This is a genomic window from Streptacidiphilus alkalitolerans, assembly GCF_042511045.1.
Taxonomy (GTDB): domain Bacteria; phylum Actinomycetota; class Actinomycetes; order Streptomycetales; family Streptomycetaceae; genus Streptacidiphilus; species Streptacidiphilus alkalitolerans.
Window position 1 is genome coordinate 1 of the sequence record NZ_JBHEZX010000023.1, and the last position, 17,225, is coordinate 17,225.

9 protein-coding genes and 1 pseudogene are annotated in these 17,225 nt (G+C 71.3%); 3 read left to right on the forward strand and 7 right to left on the reverse strand.

What is annotated here, in order from left to right; all coding sequences use genetic code 11:
* Window positions 1–2,948, reverse strand: a pseudogene (locus ACEZDG_RS33950) (RHS repeat-associated core domain-containing protein); the annotation flags it as partial.
* Between the two features lie 447 nt (window positions 2,949–3,395).
* Window positions 3,396–3,677: a hypothetical protein gene (locus tag ACEZDG_RS33955; protein WP_380517585.1), complete on the reverse strand. Its 282-nt coding sequence runs from the start codon at window positions 3,675–3,677 to the stop codon at window positions 3,396–3,398.
* A gap of 92 nt (window positions 3,678–3,769) precedes the next feature.
* On the opposite strand from ACEZDG_RS33955, the gene ACEZDG_RS33960 reads away from it, so the two are divergent.
* Window positions 3,770–8,785 carry a hypothetical protein gene (locus tag ACEZDG_RS33960; RefSeq protein ID WP_380517588.1) on the forward strand — a complete coding sequence of 1,672 codons (5,016 nt, stop codon included), beginning with the start codon at window positions 3,770–3,772 and terminating at the stop codon, window positions 8,783–8,785.
* Between the two features lie 78 nt (window positions 8,786–8,863).
* Here the strand turns inward: ACEZDG_RS33960 and ACEZDG_RS33965 are convergent, their stop codons facing one another.
* Window positions 8,864–10,243 carry a PP2C family protein-serine/threonine phosphatase gene (locus tag ACEZDG_RS33965; protein WP_380517591.1) on the reverse strand — a complete coding sequence of 460 codons (1,380 nt, stop codon included), beginning with the start codon at window positions 10,241–10,243 and terminating at the stop codon, window positions 8,864–8,866.
* 282 nt (window positions 10,244–10,525) lie between these two features.
* Here ACEZDG_RS33965 and ACEZDG_RS33970 point away from each other — a divergent pair, with 282 nt between their 5' ends.
* Entirely contained in the window at window positions 10,526–11,311 is a 786-nt protein-coding gene (locus tag ACEZDG_RS33970) for a DeoR/GlpR family DNA-binding transcription regulator (RefSeq protein ID WP_380517594.1), read from the forward strand.
* On the opposite strand, the gene ACEZDG_RS33975 is transcribed toward ACEZDG_RS33970, so the two are convergent.
* From ACEZDG_RS33975 to ACEZDG_RS33990, 4 genes are all read right to left on the reverse strand, one after another.
* Window positions 11,292–12,257 (reverse strand): ROK family protein, encoded by a 966-nt coding sequence (locus ACEZDG_RS33975; protein WP_380517596.1) that lies wholly within the window; start codon window positions 12,255–12,257, stop codon window positions 11,292–11,294. The genes ACEZDG_RS33970 and ACEZDG_RS33975 overlap by 20 nt on opposite strands.
* Window positions 12,258–12,259: 2 nt before the next feature.
* The gene (locus ACEZDG_RS33980; RefSeq protein ID WP_380517598.1) at window positions 12,260–13,216 is read right to left on the reverse strand and encodes an SIS domain-containing protein; all 957 of its coding nucleotides are present in this window, start codon (window positions 13,214–13,216) and stop codon (window positions 12,260–12,262) included.
* Between the two features lie 67 nt (window positions 13,217–13,283).
* Window positions 13,284–14,117, reverse strand: a complete 834-nt coding sequence (locus ACEZDG_RS33985) for a class II fructose-bisphosphate aldolase (RefSeq protein ID WP_380517601.1) — start codon at window positions 14,115–14,117, stop codon at window positions 13,284–13,286.
* 10 nt (window positions 14,118–14,127) lie between these two features.
* Complete coding sequence (locus ACEZDG_RS33990; RefSeq protein ID WP_380517604.1) at window positions 14,128–15,054, reverse strand: 1-phosphofructokinase family hexose kinase; 927 nt, start codon at window positions 15,052–15,054, stop codon at window positions 14,128–14,130.
* Window positions 15,055–15,422: 368 nt separating this feature from the next.
* Here ACEZDG_RS33990 and ACEZDG_RS33995 point away from each other — a divergent pair, with 368 nt between their 5' ends.
* Window positions 15,423–17,222, forward strand: a complete 1,800-nt coding sequence (locus tag ACEZDG_RS33995; RefSeq protein WP_380517607.1) for an ABC transporter ATP-binding protein — start codon at window positions 15,423–15,425, stop codon at window positions 17,220–17,222.
* The last annotated feature ends 3 nt before the right edge of the window (window positions 17,223–17,225 follow it).

Here is a 17,225-nt window from a genome sequence, read left to right on the forward strand (position 1 = left end):
GTGGTGTACGAGGTGTCGGTCTCGTTCCCGTTCGCGTCGAACGCGGCAGTGGGACGCCCGTAGGCGTCGTAGACGGTGGCGGACTTGGTCTTGTAGGTGAACGCACCCCCGCTGTACCCGGTCGCGTCCTGCTCGACCGAGTCGTCGCCCAACGTGGGCGCGGCCTGCGGCCAGGTGAAGGAGGCGGGCTGGGGCCAGGTGGCCGCCAGGGTCGGGTTGTCGTAGAACGTCCGGGTGTCCGACACCACGTCAGTGGCCTTGTTCAGACCCGTCGGCGCGGTCAGCGCGTTGACCTGCGCCGCAGTCGGGACACTGGAACCACCCGGGGAGGTGCCGCCGCAGGGCTTGTCGTCGGTCTCCGTCTCGGCCACCAGCCCGACCAGGTTCAACGCCGTGTTCGCCGGGGCGTACACGGTCCGGGTGCAGGTCGCCTGCGAGGACCCGGTACCGACCAGGCCCAGGTCACCGTGGGAGAAGGAGTACAACTCCATCCCGAACGTCGGCGAACTCGGGTCGGTGTCGAAGCTGCTGTCGGACTCGGTGGTGCGCCAGATCGTGGGCGAGGTGTCCGTCAGCGCCTGCCGGCTCCACGTCTCCACCTGCCCCACCGCGTTCGCGGTCAACGGCGGCAGCCCGCTGCGGGTGCGGCTCAGCGTGGCCGGGGAGACCCAGTACGAGTTGATGCTCGAATGGTCGACCGGCCCGCCGTCGTAGGTGTAGGTCGCCGACTCCAGCGGATTCCCCGCCAACTGGTCACTGTCGGTGTGCTTACCGCCCTGCGAGTCCGTCAGGGAGACCGACCTGTTGGAGGTGGAGGAGAGCCAGTCCCCGTCCATGCCCCGGTAGTACCAGCTCTCCGACTCCGTCAGCGGATCCGTGCCCTGACCGGTCCGGGTCTGCACATCCCCGAAACCGCGCCACTGCCCGTAGGTACGGTACTTCGCCTGCACCAACTCGTTGTCGTCGTAGTGCCACGCACCCCCACCGACGTACTTGTACCCGGTGAACAGCCCCGCCGACCCGCCCGAGGGATCCGACTGCGACACCGACTGCACCACGTACTTGTTGAACCAGTCCGTATAGGGGGCTCCGTTGGTCGCCCACACCACCGGGAAGCACGACAGCGTGTTCGTCGAGGGGGTCAGCGAGGCGACACCGGCCGCGGTGCAGGGGTTGTTCAGCTCGTACTTGACGCTGATCACACTGCCGGTCTCGGTGGTGACCGCCCCGATCCGGTACCGGTTCAACGGCCCCAGCCCCGCCCCGACACCGGTGGTGAAGTTCACCCGGTTCGCCAGCATCGTCGGCGTGAACGAGACCTGCGGCAGCGTCACGGCCGGGCCGCCCGCGGTGGTGTCGTCACCGGTGTGGGTGATCGTGTTCAGCCACAGCGTCGAGGTGTTGAACGTCCCCGTCGTCGGAATCAACTGCCCCAGCGCCCACGAGTCGACCGTGTTGTACTTCGTCCCGTTCCACTGCTCCGTCTCGATCTTCGTCAACCGCAACGTCGAGAAGAACGCAGGCCCGTAACTCGTACAGGTCGCCCCCTGCGCGCAGACCAGGTCGAACGGCACATCGGGCCAGTTCGGGGCGTTGGTCGCGTTCAACGGGTCGCAGGTGCCCGACACACAGCGCTCACCGGCGGTCAGGACCACCTTCTCCGGCACCGTCCCGTAGGCGTTGCCGGCCGTGAAGCCGTAGTCGATGTGGTCCAGGTGCGAGTCCCGAATGTAGGGGACGTTGGTGTGCGCGCCGTTGTCCTCGGCGTAGTAGTTGGTGTCCTGCCCGTAGTAGTACGACATCGCACTGCCGCGCAGGTCGGTGACGTAGTCCAGGTGCCACCGGTAGGCCATCGTGCACACCGAGGAGGTGAACCCCGAGGCGGAGTAGCACGGGTCACCCGGGTTGGCGGAGTACACCGGCTCGTAGTCCACCGACTTGGTGGTGGGCTTGCCCGAAGTCCAGCCCGGCAGCTGGTTGCGGCCGAACTGGTAGACGGTGCCGGAGCGGTCGGTGACAGTCCAGTAGTCCGTGTTGTACGTGCCGGAGCCGTTGTTGCTGCCGGTCACGTGCTTGACCACGTCGCCGTTGTCGCTCGCCGGCTTCCACGTCCCCCCGGTGCCCTTGGTCGCGTCCCAGATCAGCTGGGTGCTGGACCCGTTCAGCGACAGCGTCAGCAACGGCCCGTCGTAGCACATGTCACCGGTCTTGTCCGCCGCCGGCAGCGTCACCCCCTCCGGATCGTCCCCGCAGGTCACAAACGACTGCTCGATGAAGGAGTCACCCATCGACCACCCGTCCCCGATCCACGAGGACTGCGACTGGGTGGAAGCGGTCTGCCCGTCCACACTGCCCGAGTCGTACGACAGGCCCAGGCTGGGAGCCAGGGCCGAGACCGCCGGCGGGACCGTGATCGGGTAGGAGTAGTCGAAGGAACCCGACGACCCGCCAGACGTCCACGAACCCGAGGGCTTGAGCGAGGTCGCACCGTACTGGCCACCGGCACCGCCACCGTCGCCGGAGGACACCGACGCCGTCGCCGCGATCACCATGGCGCCGCTCTGCGCAGCGGGGGCCACTGTCGCGGACAGCGGCTTCACCACCGCCCCGAGGGTCACGGTGGCGGACAGGGACTTCGCCGACGCGTCATTGGACGTCGCCAGCGGCGTCTGCACCCGGCACGCCGCCACCTGAGGAGTCGTCAGGGAGCAGGCCGGGAGGCTGACCAGGTGCAGACGTGAGGCGTAGTCACCGCCGTAGGCCTGGGCGAAGGAGGAGTAGTCCACCCCCACCCGCACCGCACCACGCCCCGCACCCGACGGCGTCACCTGGGCAAGGACCCCGCTGACACCGACAGCGGCAGCCGCGCTATGGGCCAGCACCTTCACGCCCAGTGAGGACGGGCCGCTGTAGGCGCCCTTCTTGTCCGGGACCGCCTGCCCCCACACCGGGCTACCAGCCGTATGCCCCTTCGCCGCCGCCTGCTTCAACGGCACCGTCCCGGCCGAAGACGCCGGAAAACGCGTCGCAGCCGCAGTCGCGGTGTAATTCTTCGGCCGCTTCGGCGCAACTGCCGCCTTGGATTTGACCTCCGTCACCGGAACCGGATGACCCAACGCCGGCTTCGGCGCCACACCCGCCACCGCCACCGCAGGAGCAGCCAACGCAGTGGAGGAGATCCCGAGTTGGGCAATCAACGCCGCCGCAACAAGCAACGCGACCCGCACCCACACCAACCGGTGCCCACTCCACCAAAGCCTGGCCTTCACCACTGCCCCCTGCGTCCCGATGACCATCTCGCGAGCGTTGATCACGCGAACCGTAGCAGTCACGGGAATTTGCCAGAGGGGAATCCGGAAAACAGCCTCCGAGCATAATTCGCCCATACCTTGAATTTACCCGGCAAAGGATCCCACCGGCAGCAACCCAATCTCATCCGGAACGACTCGGTCCAGATCGAGAATTCCGACATAACTCCCCCGCAGCGGAGCCGCGCACTCGGCGCCGAGGACGAAAAGCCCAGCTTCTTCATGGTCACGTACCATTTGCGATATCCCTCCCCAGTCAATCGGCAAAGATTTAGCCAAGACTCGACGACGAAAGTCATGAATCCGACTATTGGCCCGTCGTTCCGTATCCAGATCGATCCACAGGGCTTCGGGCTCGGCAATACTCACGAACACGAGGGCGACCTGCGCCCCGGCTCGGGCCGATAGGAACAAAAAGGGCAATGACGATACAACGACGTTTGCACGCGCACGGTAGAGGGGTGACGGCGCTGCTCGCCGCCGCTCTCGCCGCGGCTACGCTCACCGCCACCGCGCCCACAGCTGTGGCCGCAGCCGCCGACAAGGCCACGGCCCCCGCAGCAGCACCCGCAGGGCTGCTGTCCGCGCAGCAGGCCGCCGCGCGCGCGAAGTCCACCGGCAAGCCGGTCGAGGTCACCTCACTGACCTCGCAGACCTCACTGACCCAGGCAAACCCGAACGGCACCCTGACCCTGACCGAGTCGGCCGTCCCCACCCGCGTGCGCCAGCACGGGAAGTGGACGAACCTGGACGCCACCCTCAGGACCAACCCCGACGGCACCCTGTCCCCCGCCGCCTCCCTGAACCAGGTCGTCCTGTCCGGAGGCGGCACCACCCCCCTCGCCTCCCTCTACACCGGCGGCCAGGGCATCTCCCTGACCCTGCCCGTCACCCTCCCCCACCCCACCCTGTCCGGACCCAGCGCCCTCTACACCGACGTCCTGCCCGGCATCGACCTGACGGTGACCGTCCAGACCGACGGCGCCGTCAGCGACGTCTTCACCGTCCGCACCCCCACAGCCGCCCGCAACCCCCAACTCACCACCCTCCTCACCACCCGCACCACCACCACCCCCGGACTGAAGGTCCAGTCCGACACCACCGGCAACCTCGCCGTCACCGACACCGCCGGCCACCCCCTCTACACCGCACCCGCCCCCCGCGCCTGGGACTCCAGCACGCCACCGGCCGCAGCCGAATTCACCTCCACCAGCGGCAGCCTGACGACTCATCAGCCGATCACCGCAGCTCCCCGCGTCAACGCCGCCGCACAGGCCCCCAGCTCCACCTTCCACGCCCCCGGCCGCAGTGCGCACGTCGCACAGCTGAAGGTCCACACCGGTTCGGGCGCGATCGTGCTGGACGCGCCCAGCGCGCTGCTGACCGGTCCGGACACCACCTGGCCGGTCTACCTGGACCCCACCCTGTCACCGGAGTACGGCAACACCGGCTGGTCCAGCCCCGGTGCGGGAGTCGCCAGCGACAGCTACTGGAAGAAGAGCGTCTCCTACACCGGCGACACCGAAGTCGGCAACAGCGGCGACGTGCAGGGGGAGGCAATGAGCATCTTCGACTTCCCCATCGACCTCACGACCCTGCGCGGCGCCACGATCTACGCCGCCACCTTCGGCATCAAGGAGGACCACTCCTGGGCCTGCCCGACCTCCGGCCACAACCAGACCGTCAACATCTACGCCCCCACACAGGTCCTGACTTCCGCCAACGCCACCTGGAACGCCTGGGTCAACAACCTCGGCAGCAGCGTCGACTCGCACTCCTTCGCGCTGGGCTACAACTCCAGCTGCCCCGCCAACAGCACCCCGCCCTTCGTCGTCAAAACCCAGATCAACAACGACATCAACGGCGCCACTCCCAAATCCACCCAGACCCTGGTCCTGCGGGCGGCCGACCACAGCGACAACTACGCCTTCAAGCAGTTCGACCCCAAGACCGCCCAACTGACCGTCACCTACGACCAGACCCCCAAAACCCCCAGCGGCCTGTACACCTCGCCGGCCACGCACTGCTCCGGCACCACCCTGGGCGACACCGCGGTCGCGCTCTACGCGCCGGTGTCCACCGTCACCAAGGCCCATCTGACCACGACGTTCCACCTGTACAAGACCAGTGACACCGCCAAGACCAACCTGCTGACCACGGCCAACGGCATCGCCTCCGACACCTACGGCGGAGCCTCCGGGCAGGTCGCCGTGCTGACGCCCAGTGAGGCGTTCTACAAGGCGCAGGCCGCCGGTGCGGCCACCTCGTTCAGCTGGATCGCACAGACCACCGACGGCACGCTGACCTCCGCCTGGTCCGCCCCGTGCACCTTCGGCTGGGACCCGACCCAGCCCGGTGCGCCGACCATCACCCCGAACCCCACCCCGCCCACCGACACGGTGACCTGCCCCACCCTCGACGTCCCGGCCGGATCGGTGCAGGCCGTCGGTTCGACCTGCTCGTTCAACCTCGCCCCGCCCACCGGCGGCAGCACCGTGTCCGGGTACATCTACCAGGTCAACCAGGACCCCCCGCAGACGGTGTCGGCCAGCGCGGGCGCCACCGTCAGCGTGCGGCTGGAGCGGCTGGTCAACACCCTGACCGTCAGCGCCCTCTCCCCCGGCGGCAACCTCGGCTCACCGGTCACCGCCTGGTTCGACGGAAGCCCCCTCAACCCGGCCGCCAAGGACGGCGACCTGACCGGTGACGGTTTCCCCGACCTGATCGTGCCCGGGAACGCCAGCACCGCACTGCCCCCGGGCCTGTGGCTGGCCGGCGGCAGCGCCAACGGCACCGTCGCCCCCAACGGCACCAACATCGGCGCCAACGGCCTGGGCCTGGGCACCACCGTGAGCCCGGCCGACTGGAACGGCGCACAGGCCGTCAGCGGCGACTTCTGCGGCTACGGCGAGCAGGACGTGCTGGCCTACTTCCCCACCGGTGCCAACGCCGGCGGCGGGAGCGTGGTCTGCAACGACGGCAGCAACGGGTCGCTGACCACGGGCGATCCCACCGACCCCGGGTCCGGCTCCGCACCGTTCACGATCAGCGCTGGGTCCTTCGAGGACGCGTCCGGCAACACCGCCACCCAGATCGCCGCGGCCGGCAACACCAGCGGCCAGAACACCGGGATCCCCGACGTCCTGGCCACGGTCAACAACCAACTGGTGCTGTTCTACACGCAGACCCCCAACGGCTACACCGGCGACGCGGCATTCGACCCGATGTGCCAGGACGGCGGCTGCTTCGCGCTCAGTGCGCTGAACACCCCCGACGGCACCCAGGACTGGAACAGCTGGACCATCGCCACCGCGCAGCTCTCCTCGGGGACGGCGCTGTACCTGTGGAAGCCCACCACCGGTGAACTGGACCTGTGGACCGGCCTGACCCTGTCCGCCACGACCGGCACCACCCTGACGACCGCCGGCCAGTACACCATCGACTCGTCCGGATGGAACACCGGAACCAACCGGATCCTGCGGGCCGCCGACTTCAACGGCAACGGCGTTCCCGACCTGTGGGCCACCGACCCCGCCACCGGCAGCACCACTGCCTACCTCCCCGCCGCCCTGGCCGACCACCCGGTCGTCACCACCACCGCGCCGTCCACCCCCAGTACGGCCACCCACGCCTGGCAGCTCAACGACTACGGCGCCGACGCCACCGCCCCCACCACCGCAGCCGATGACACCAGCGGCACCCCGTTGAACCTCACCGGCACCTCGGGGGTCAGTGCCAACACCGGCGACCCCTTCAGCCCGGACGTGGCCCTGACGGCAGCCGACCACGACACCCTGGCCACCAGCGCCAAGGCCATCGACCTGACCAAGGACTTCACCGTCTCCGCCTGGGCCGATCCGACCGCGTACGGCGCCGTCGTGTCCCAGGACGGGACGGCCGACTCCGGCCTGCGCCTGCTGGCCACCAGCGGCGGCTGGAAGTTCAGCCTCAACACCGGTGCCGGCACCGCCGCGACCTTCGACGACGTGACCGGCGGCAGCGTCCAACTCGGCTCCTGGACGCACCTGACCGCCAGCTACAACCACACCACCAAGACCATGAGCCTGTACGTCCACGACGTCCTGGTGGCCACCGGCACCCACACCGCCCCGGCCACGGGGGCCGGCGGAGGCTTCCGGGTCGGCGCCGACCAGATCGGCAGCACGGTGACGGACTACGTCACCGGCCGACTGGCCCAGGTCAAGACCTGGTCCGCGGCTGCGCTGCCGCCGGCCCAGCCCTACACTCCGGCGAGCTACCACCAGTCCATCACCGCCACCCGGGTGCTCGACACCCGCACGGCCACCGGCCCCGGCGTGACCAACACGAGCCCCAAGGCTCCGGTGGGCGCGAGCAGCATCGCCGGAGGCACCACCACCGCCCTGCAGATCAGCGGCCTGACCGTGGCACCCGTCAGCGGCACCACCACCAGGATCCCCAACTCGGTCACCGCCGTGGCGATCGACGTCACCGTGACCGCCCAGTCCGGCAGCGGATTCGTCACCACGTACGCCGACGGCACCCAGCACCCGCTGACCTCGTCCACCAACTACACCGCGAACAACACCACCACCGGGTACCAGATCGTCCCGGTCGGCGCCGACGGAAGGATCGACCTCTACAACGCCGCGAGCAGCAGCACCACCGTCGCCCTGGTCGTGGACCTCACCGGCTACTTCACCAGTGACGCCGGCCTGGTCGGTGACCAGACCTACACCCCGCTGCCGGTCGCGTCGCGCGCCCTGGACACCCGCACCAGCGTGGCCAACACCAACCTCCACGCCACCGGCCTGGTCGCCGCCAGCACCTCCTTCACGCTCCAGGTCACCGGTACGAACGGCGTCCCCGCGACGGCCACCGCGGTCGCGCTCAACCTGACCGCCGCGGGCCAGACCGGCAACGGCTACCTGAGCGTCTACCCCACCGGCACCACCGCGCCGACGCTCACCAGCCTCAGCTACACCGCCGCGAACACCATCGGCCTCGCCTCAACGGACGCCGACGTCCCCCTCAGCAGCAGCGGCAGCATCACCATCTTCAACCACAGCAGCACCGCCGACGTCATCGTCGACATCGCCGGCTACTACACCACGGACACCAACGGCCAGAAGTTCCACACCGTCAACCCCACCCGGATGGTGGACACCCGCAACGGGACCGGTACCAACGCGGTGGCACCGGTGCCCAGCCTGGGCACCTACGTCAGCACCGCGGCGAGCACCCAGCAGATCACCACCGTGACCACACCCACCCTGGTCGCCATGCTCACCGTGACCGACAACGCCCAGAACGGCAACGCCGTCGCCTATCCCACCGGGGGCACCCAGCCCAGCACCTCCAACCTCAACTGGGACACCAGCACGAACATGGCCAATCTCGCGCTCCTTCCCACCGGCACCACCGACCAGTTCTCCGTCTACAACCACAGCAGTGGAACGATCGACCTGGTCGTCGACTGCAGCGGCTACTTCGCCTGACCCCTAGCTCAAGGACGGCCACGGCGGGCACGGTCACGTGCCCGCCGTGGCCGTCCTCCGGGGACGGGGCCGCTCCGGTCAGACGCGGATGCGTGCGGCGAGGACCGCGATGTCGTCGTCGGGCGCGGCCGGGGCGACGGTGGCCAGGACCTGGTCGAGCAGGTCCTCCAGGGGCTCGCCCCCGGGCAGCCGGCGCAGGCGGGTGAGCCTGGCCAGGGAGTCGTCGATGTCCTCGGTGCGCCGCTCGACCAGGCCGTCGGTGTAGAGCAGCAGCACCTGCTCGGGATCCAGTGAGTAGACCACCGCCTGGTAGTCGCCGAGACCCGTCCCCAGCGGGGGCCCGGTGGGCACCGCCAGCAGCTGCGCCGGGCCGTCCGGGCGCAGCAGGGTGGGCGGCAGGTGGCCGGCGCTGGCGAAGGTGCAGCGGTGGCGGGCCGGCTCCACCAGGGCGAGCAGGCAGGTGGCCGGACGGGTGGCGTCGCTCTGCGAGGTGAGGTGGTCCAGCTGCCGCAGGATCCGGTGCGGCGGCAGGTCGGTGGCCGCGACGTAGCGCAGCAGCGTGCGGTAGGCGTTCATGTCCACGGCCGCCTCCACCCCGTGGCCCATGACGTCGCCGATGACCAGCAGCGTGCGGCCGAAGGACAGCCGGATGGTCTCGAACCAGTCGCCGCCCACCATCGCGGACATCCCGCACGGGAGGTAGCGGGAGGCCAGTTCCAGGTTGGCGTGCGGGCTGCCGGGCTCGGCCAGCAGCGCCCGCTGCAGCTCCATGGTCAGGTCCTGCGCCAGTGCGTGGCGGCGCGCGTTGTCGATGCTCCGGGCGGCCCGGTCGGCGACCGCCTGGACCGTGACGGTGTCGTCCTCGTCGAAGGGGGTGCCCTGCGCGGACCTGAGCAGGGACAGCACGCCGATGAGCCGGCCCCTGGCCCGCAGCGGGACGACGAGCACCGACCCGGAGCCGGCTCCGGCCCCGGCCTCGCAGGAGGCGTGCTGCTCGGGCCGGGCGCCCTGCCCGTCCGCACCGCCGGGACGCTGGTGGCCCAGGAAGACCTGGCCGCTCTCCAGGCACTGCGAGGTCGGGCAGCCGGACCGGTGCCGCACCCACCCGCCGGGCGGTACCGGGTCGGCCAGTCGGCGGCGAAGCGCGGGGACCGCCTCCAGGGCGGTGCGCCGGGCCCGCAGCGGACCGGATCCGAGGGTGAGCCCGGTCGGCAGCGCCTCGGGCGGCAGGATCTCCACGCTCGCCAGGTCCGCGAACCGCGGCACGGCGAACCGTGCCAGCTCCGCGCAGGTGGCCTCCAGGTCCAGGCTGGTGCCGATCCCCTCGGCGGCCTCGTCCAGCAGCGCCAGCCGGGCCCGGTCGGCCAGCAGGGCACGCAGGGCGACGGCACCGGCGGAGCCGGGCGCCGGCAGCGCCTCGGCCTCGCCCGGGTCGGTGCCCGGTCCTTCGGAACGCACCCACGCCTCCATGGTCCCGCCCCCGCCCCCCGGCAGGGCAATCATCCGGCCCCGCGCACCCGCGCGCACGCGGGCGGGCTGTGAGCTTGCCGACACCGCGAAATGCTATGCCGCCGGACGGACAGCACGGGCCCTGCCAGCCGCTCCATTGCACACACGCCTCCTGAACAACGCGTGTCCGGCGGGCAACAACCACGGTGGTGATACGTGCAGGAAATGTCCCCGAAGGAGCAGAACCGCGCACAGGCTATGGTGATCGCCTGAGTCTGATGGGGAGAGAGCATGAAGAGGCACGAGCGGCTCAACGCGATCCTGGACCTGCTGGCGACCGGCGGCACCCTGGACGTGGACGATGTCGCCCAGGAGCTCTCGGCCTCGGCGGCGACCATCCGGCGCGACCTGGACCACCTGGCGCAGCAGCAGCTGCTCACCCGCACCCACGGCGGCGCGGTCGCCAACGCGACCTCCTACGACCTGCCGCTGCGCTACAAGACCGCCCGCCGCGCCGGGGAGAAGCAGCGCATCGGCGCGGCTGCGGCGGCGCTGGTGCCGGCCGGCGCGGTGGTCGGCCTGAACGGCGGCACCACCACCACCGAGGTCGCCCGCGCCCTGGCGATCCGCGCGGACCTGCAGACCGAGGGGACGGACGCGCAGATCACCCTGGTCACCAACGCCCTCAACATCGCCGCGGAACTGACGGTGCGCCCGCATGTGAAGATCGTCGTCACCGGGGGCGTGGCCAGGCCGCAGTCCTATGAGCTGACCGGGTCGCTGGCCAATGGCGTGCTGGAGCAACTCGCCCTGGACATCGTGGTGCTGGGTGTGGACGCGGTCAATGTGGACCTGGGCGCCAGTGCGCACCACGAGGGCGAGGCGACCATCAACCGGCTGATGGTCAGCCGGGCGGAGCTGGTCGTCGTGGTGGCGGACTCCAGCAAGCTGGACCGCCGGGCGTTCGCCCGGATCTGCCCGCTGAGCGAGGTGGACGTCCTGGTCACCGACACGGCCGCGAGCGCCGAGACGGTCCAGGCCTTCGAGGCCGCCCGGATCAAGGTGATCCGGGCCTGACCCCGGCGCGGTCGCCCGCGTCCACCGCGCGCCACGCGTACAGGCCCGCGCCCAGGCACCCCGCGGTGTCGCCGAGTCGGGCCCGGACCAGGGCCGGCCGCCGCTGGAACGGCAGCCGCGGGTCCAGCCGGGAGCGGACCGCCGACAGCAGCAGTTCGTCCGCCTCGGCGAGGCCGCCGCCGACCACGATCAGCTCGGGCGCGAGCAGGGTGGCCGCCGCGGCGAACGACACGGCCAGGGCCTCGGCGGCGTCCTCCCAGACCGCGCGGGCGTCCGGGTCGCCCCGGACCAGCAGCTGTGCCACCCCGCGGGCCCCGTCGACCTCCCGGCCGGACCGGGCGGTGAACCTGGCCGCGACCGCCGCCGCGGAGGCCAGCGTCTCCAGGCAGCCGCGGTTGCCGCAGCCGCAGGCCGGACCGTCCGGAGCGACCACGAGATGGCCGATCTCACCGGCGTGGCCGCCCGCCGACAGCGGCGTCCCGTCCTGGACCAGGGCGCCGGCGATCCCGGTGCCGATGGCGACGAAGAGCACGTCACGGACCCCTCGGGCGGCGCCGAGCACGGCCTCGGCGAAGCCGCCCGCCCGGACATCATGACCGAGCGTCACCGGCAGCCCGCAGCGGGCCTCCAGCAGCTCGGCCAGCGGGAGGTCCCGCCAGCCGAGGTTGGCCGAGTAGACCGCGCGGGCGGTGGCCTCGCTGACGATGCCGGGGACCACCACGCCCGCCCTACGGACCGTCAGCCCCCGCTCGCCGGCCCGGTCCCGCAGTTCCCGCAGGGCGTCGGCGATGCTGCGCAGCACCGCGTCCGGGCCGTCCGCGCGCGGGGTTCGGAAGCGCATGGTCGCCTGCGCGCGCATCTCCCGGTCCAGCAGCGCGCCCTTCATGCCGGTCCCGCCGACGTCCAGGGCGATCACGCACGCGTCGGCGCCGTCGCTCGGCCGCACGCTCAGTGCTCCAGGACCACGGACCGGGTCAGGTTGCGCGGCCGGTCCGGGTCGTAGCCGCGGGACTCGGCGATGGCCACGGCCAGCCGCTGGGCCCGGATCAGGTCGGCCAGCGGGTCCAGGTCCCCGGCCGCGTCCTGCGATCCGGCCGCCAGCCGGCCGCCGACCCGGTCGATGTCGCCGGCCAGCCCCTCGGGCAGGGCGCCGAAGACCCAGGCCACCCGGCCGGGGCCGGTGATGCTGATCGGGCCGTGCCGGTACTCCATCGCCGGGTACGCCTCGGTCCAGGCGCCCGCTGCCTCACGCATCTTCAGACCCGCCTCCAGGGCGAGTCCGTAGGTCCAGTCGGTGCCGAGGAAGGTGAACTGCTCGGCGCCGACCAGGTCGGCGGGCAGCGGCTGGGTCACGGCGCGCTCGGCGTCCTGCGCGGCCTGGGCCACGGTGCGCAGCCCGATCGGGCGGCTGCCCTCCCGCTCCAGATGGGCCCGGAGCAGTGCCAGCGCGGTGGTGGCGAAGCGGGTCTGCACCACCGACTCCTCGTCGGCGAAGTCCAGCACCGCGACCGCGTCGGCCAGCCCCATCACCGGTGTGGCGGGGTCCGCGCTGATGGCGCCGGTCGGCACGGTGCCCTGCACCCGGCCCAGCAGGTCAAGCACCTCGGTGGTGGTGCCGGAGCGGGTGATCGCCAGGATCCGGTCGTAGCGGCGCCCGCGGGGGAACTCGGAGGCGGCGAAGGCGTCGGTCTCGCCGTGGCCGCTGTTCTCGCGCAGCGCCGCGTAGGACTGGGCCATGAACCAGGAGGTGCCGCAGCCCACCACCGCGACGCGCTCGCCGCGGCGCGGCAGTGCGGCGGTGTGCGCCGGGAGGGTCTCGGCCGCCTGCCGCCAGCAGACGGGCTGGGAGGCGATCTCGACGGAGGTACGGGAGCCCCGGGCGGGGGCGGGGGTGGCGGCGGACATGCGGTGACTCCTCAAGTCGGGGAAACGGAAGGGACGTTGGCCGGGCGGCCGAGCTGCGGGACCGCGCTCAGCGGTGCAGCAGCCGCAGCAGCCGGGAGACCTCGGCGGCGACCGCGGCGCGGGCGGGTCCGAGGTACTTCCGGGTGTCGACCAGGTCCGGGTCCTCGGCGAGCCGGGCCCGGACCTCGGCGGTGAAGGCCGCGTTGAGATGGGTGGCGATGTTTATCTTGGTCATCCCCGCGCCGACCGCCCGGACCAGGTCGGCGTCGGCCACCCCGGACGAGCCGTGCAGCACCAGCGGCACCGGCACCGCCCGGTGCAGGGCGGCGATCAGGCCGAAGTCCAGTGCGGCGTCGCGGGTCAGCATGGCGTGCGAGCTGCCCACCGCCACGGCCAGCGCGTCCACGCCGGTGCCGGCCACGAAGCGGGCCGCCTCGTCCGGCTCGGTCCGGGCGCCGGGTGCGTGCACACCGTCCTTGCCGCCCACCTCGCCGAGCTCGGCCTCCACCCAGACACCGGCCGCGTGGCAGTGCTCCACCACTGCCGCCGTCGCCGCCACGTTCTCGGCGTAGTCCAGCGCGGAGGCGTCGAACATGACCGAGGAGAAGCCGAGTTCGACGCTCTCGTGGACCAGGTCGACCGAGGTGGCGTGGTCCAGGTGCACCGACACCGGCACCCGGGCGGCCCCGGCCAGGGCCAGCACCGCCGCGCCGATCGGGGCGAGTCCGCCGTGGTAGCGGACCGCGTTCTCGCTGATCTGCAGGATCACCGGGAGTCCGGCGTCCTCCGCCCCGGCGACGATGCCCTGCGCGTGCTCCAGCTGGATGACGTTGAACGCGCCGACGCCGCGGACGGCGGCCGACGCGGGCGCCACAACGGCGCCGCTTCCTATCAGGGGCATGGTGATTCCTTCAGATTCCTTCGTGGACGGCTCGGACGGACACCAGCGGCAGCAGCCGCCGGTAGGCGGCGGCGTCGAAGCCGCCGGCCAGCGGGGACAGCACCGCCGCCGCGGACAGGGCCACCGCCCGGCGCAGCCGTTCCGGCCACGGGGTGCCGGCGACCAGGCCCGCGGTCAGCGCCGCCACCGCCGCATCGCCCGCCCCGGTGGGGTTGCCTGCGATCCGCTCCGGCGGACGGGCCTGCCAGCTGCCCTCAGGGGTGCAGGCGAGCAGACCGGCCGGGCCCAGCGACGCGACCACCGCCCGCGCCCCGGCGGCGCGCAGCGCGAGGGCTCCGGCGAGCGGGTCCCCGGTGCCGGTGGCCCGCTCCAGTTCCGCGGCATTGGGCTTGACCAGGGCGGGCCCGGCCGCCAGCGAGTCGCTCAGTGCCGCGCCGTCCGCGTCCAGGACCACCGGGACGCCGTGGATCCGGGCCAGGCCGATCAGCACGCCGTAGGCGTCGCGGGGCACCCCCAGCGGCAGGCTGCCGGAGAGGACCACGGCGGACGCGGTCGGGGCGAGCTCCCGGTACAGGTCCAGGAAGCCGCGCCACTCCGTGGCGGACACCACCGGGCCGGGCTCCAGGAAGATCGTGGTGTCGCCCTCGGCCTCCTCGACCACGGCGACGGTGCGGCGGCTCTCCTGCTCGATGGTGAGCAGCTGTTCGCGCAGCCCCGCCGCGGCCAGGTCCGCACGCACCGTCAGGCCGTTGCGGCCCCCGGCCAGGCCGGTGATCACGGTCGGCCGGCCCAGTGCGTCCAGCACCCGGGAGACGTTGACGCCCTTGCCGCCAGCGCGCTGCGCCGCGGTGCGCACCCGGTTGCTGCCGCGCCGCTGGATGCGGTCCAGCTGGTAGGTCACGTCGAGGGCCGCGTTGAGGGTGACGGTGAGGATCACTGGCCTTCCCGATGACCGGGTCGCGCCACGGCGAAGTGATTGAACATGCGCTATTGATACTCCAAAAGAGCAATAATATGCAACCAATGGAGCATGGCCCTTGCTCGACCGGGAGAACAACAAAGCCCGTGGGCCCCGAGCGGCGGCTCGGGGCCCACGGGACGGTGGCGTCGACCAGGAGGGGGATTGCCTGGCCGCGCCGGTCTGTGACTCCCACCTGTTTTGTTCAACGGTCAACCATCCTGGCGAATTCCCATGGCGCCGTGGCCGAGAAAAACGCTTGGACTCCGTTGCCGCCATCACGGGAGACTGCGGTTTCCGCCCCCACACCCCTGGGGCGAACTCGCGTACGACGACACAGGATTGTCATGAAAACGCCTGAATCGCGCGGGGCGTCGTCGGACCGGGGCCCGGTCCTCCTCGCACTGCGGTACTACGGACGGGAGCTGACCCGGCTCCGGCGGCTGACCGGGCCCGGGATGCTGCTGCCGGCCGTCGGCAACATCGGTATCAACTACATCGCGCCGCTCATCGTCGCGAAACTCGTCGGCCGGATCGCCGGCGACTCCGCCGTCACCATCGGCACGACCCTGCCCTACGTCCTCGCCTTCGGCGGCGTGCTGCTGCTCGCGGAGGCGCTGTGGCGGATCGGGCTGCACTGCCTGAACCGCCTGGACGCGCTCGGCATCGAGCAGTTGTATGTGATCGGCATGGACCAGCTGTTCGCCAAGGACACCGCGTTCTTCCACGACAACTTCGCCGGTTCGCTGACCAAACGGGTGCTCAGTTTCGCCTCCCGCTTCGAGGACTTCGTCGACACCCTGACCTTCTCGGTGGTGGGCAGCCTGGTGCCGCTGGTGTTCGGGTCGGTGGTGCTGTGGACCTACGAACCGCTGCTCGTGGTCGGGCTGCTGGCGATGATCACGCTGACCGCGCTGTGCGTGGTGCCGCTGATCCGCCGCCGGCAGGCGCTGGTCGACCAGCGCGAGGAGGCCATCGCCCGGGTGTCCGGCCATGTCGCCGACAGCCTGATGAACATGGACACGGTCCAGGCGTTCGCGGCCGAGGAGCACGAGGCGGCCGAGCACCGCTCCCGGGTCGCCGAGTCGCGGCGGCTCTCGCTGCGCTCCTGGGACTACGGCAACCTGCGCATCGACACCCTGGTGGCGCCGCTGTCCGTGCTCACCAACGCGCTCGGGCTGCTGCTCGCGGTCGCCCTCGGCGGGGGCAGGCACGGGGTGGAGGCGGTGGTGGTCGCCTTCACCTACTACTCCAACGCCACCCGGATCATGTTTGAGTTCAACCAGATCTACCGCCGCCTGGAGAGCTCGATGACGGAGGCCGCGCAGTTCACCGAACTGCTGCTGACACCGCCGACCGTGGTGGATCCGGCGACGCCGGAGCCGCTGCTGTCGCGGGCCGCCGACGTCCGCTTCGAGCGGGTGAGCTTCACCCACGCCGGCGCGCGACCGCTGTTCGAGGGCCTGGAGCTGGCCGTGCCCAGCGGGTCGAAGATCGGCCTGGTCGGACGGTCCGGCGGCGGCAAGACCACGCTCACCCGGCTGCTGCTGCGGATGACGGACATCGACGCCGGCCGGATCCTGATCGGTGGTCAGGACATCAGCCGGCTGCGCCAGGCCGACCTGCGCAGCCTGATCGCCTATGTGCCGCAGGAGCCGGCTATGTTCCACCGCAGCCTGCGGGACAACATCGCCTTCGCCCGGCCGGACGCCACCGACGCCGAGATCCGCCGCGCGGCCGAGGCGGCGCACGTCAAGGAGTTCGCCGAGGCGCTGCCGGACGGCTTCGACACCATGGTCGGCGAGCGCGGCGTCAAGCTCTCCGGCGGACAGCGCCAGCGGGTGGCGCTGGCCCGGGCGATCCTCCGGGACGCACCGATCCTGCTGCTGGACGAGGCGACCAGCGCGCTGGACTCCGAGAGCGAGGTCCTGGTCCAGCAGGCGCTGTGGCGGCTGATGGAGGGACGGACCGCGCTGGTGGTGGCGCACCGGCTGAGCACCGTCGCCACCATGGACCAGTTGGTGGTCCTCGACCGCGGCCGGATCGTCGAACAGGGGACGCACCAGGAACTGCTGGCCTCGCACGGCGCCTACGCCACCCTGTGGCAGCACCAGTCCGGCGGATTCCTGGACGACACCGCGGCGTGACCG

Bases quoted from the DNA above. Each gene is read 5' to 3' on its own strand.
- ACEZDG_RS33985 (WP_380517601.1), bottom strand. From the start codon at position 14,117: ATGCCCCTGATAGGAAGCGGCGCCGTTGTGGCGCCCGCGTCGGCCGCC.
- ACEZDG_RS33980 (WP_380517598.1), bottom strand. From the start codon at position 13,216: ATGTCCGCCGCCACCCCCGCCCCCGCCCGGGGCTCCCGTACCTCCGTC.
- ACEZDG_RS33995 (WP_380517607.1), top strand. From the start codon at position 15,423: ATGAAAACGCCTGAATCGCGCGGGGCGTCGTCGGACCGGGGCCCGGTC.
- ACEZDG_RS33970 (WP_380517594.1), top strand. From the start codon at position 10,526: ATGAAGAGGCACGAGCGGCTCAACGCGATCCTGGACCTGCTGGCGACC.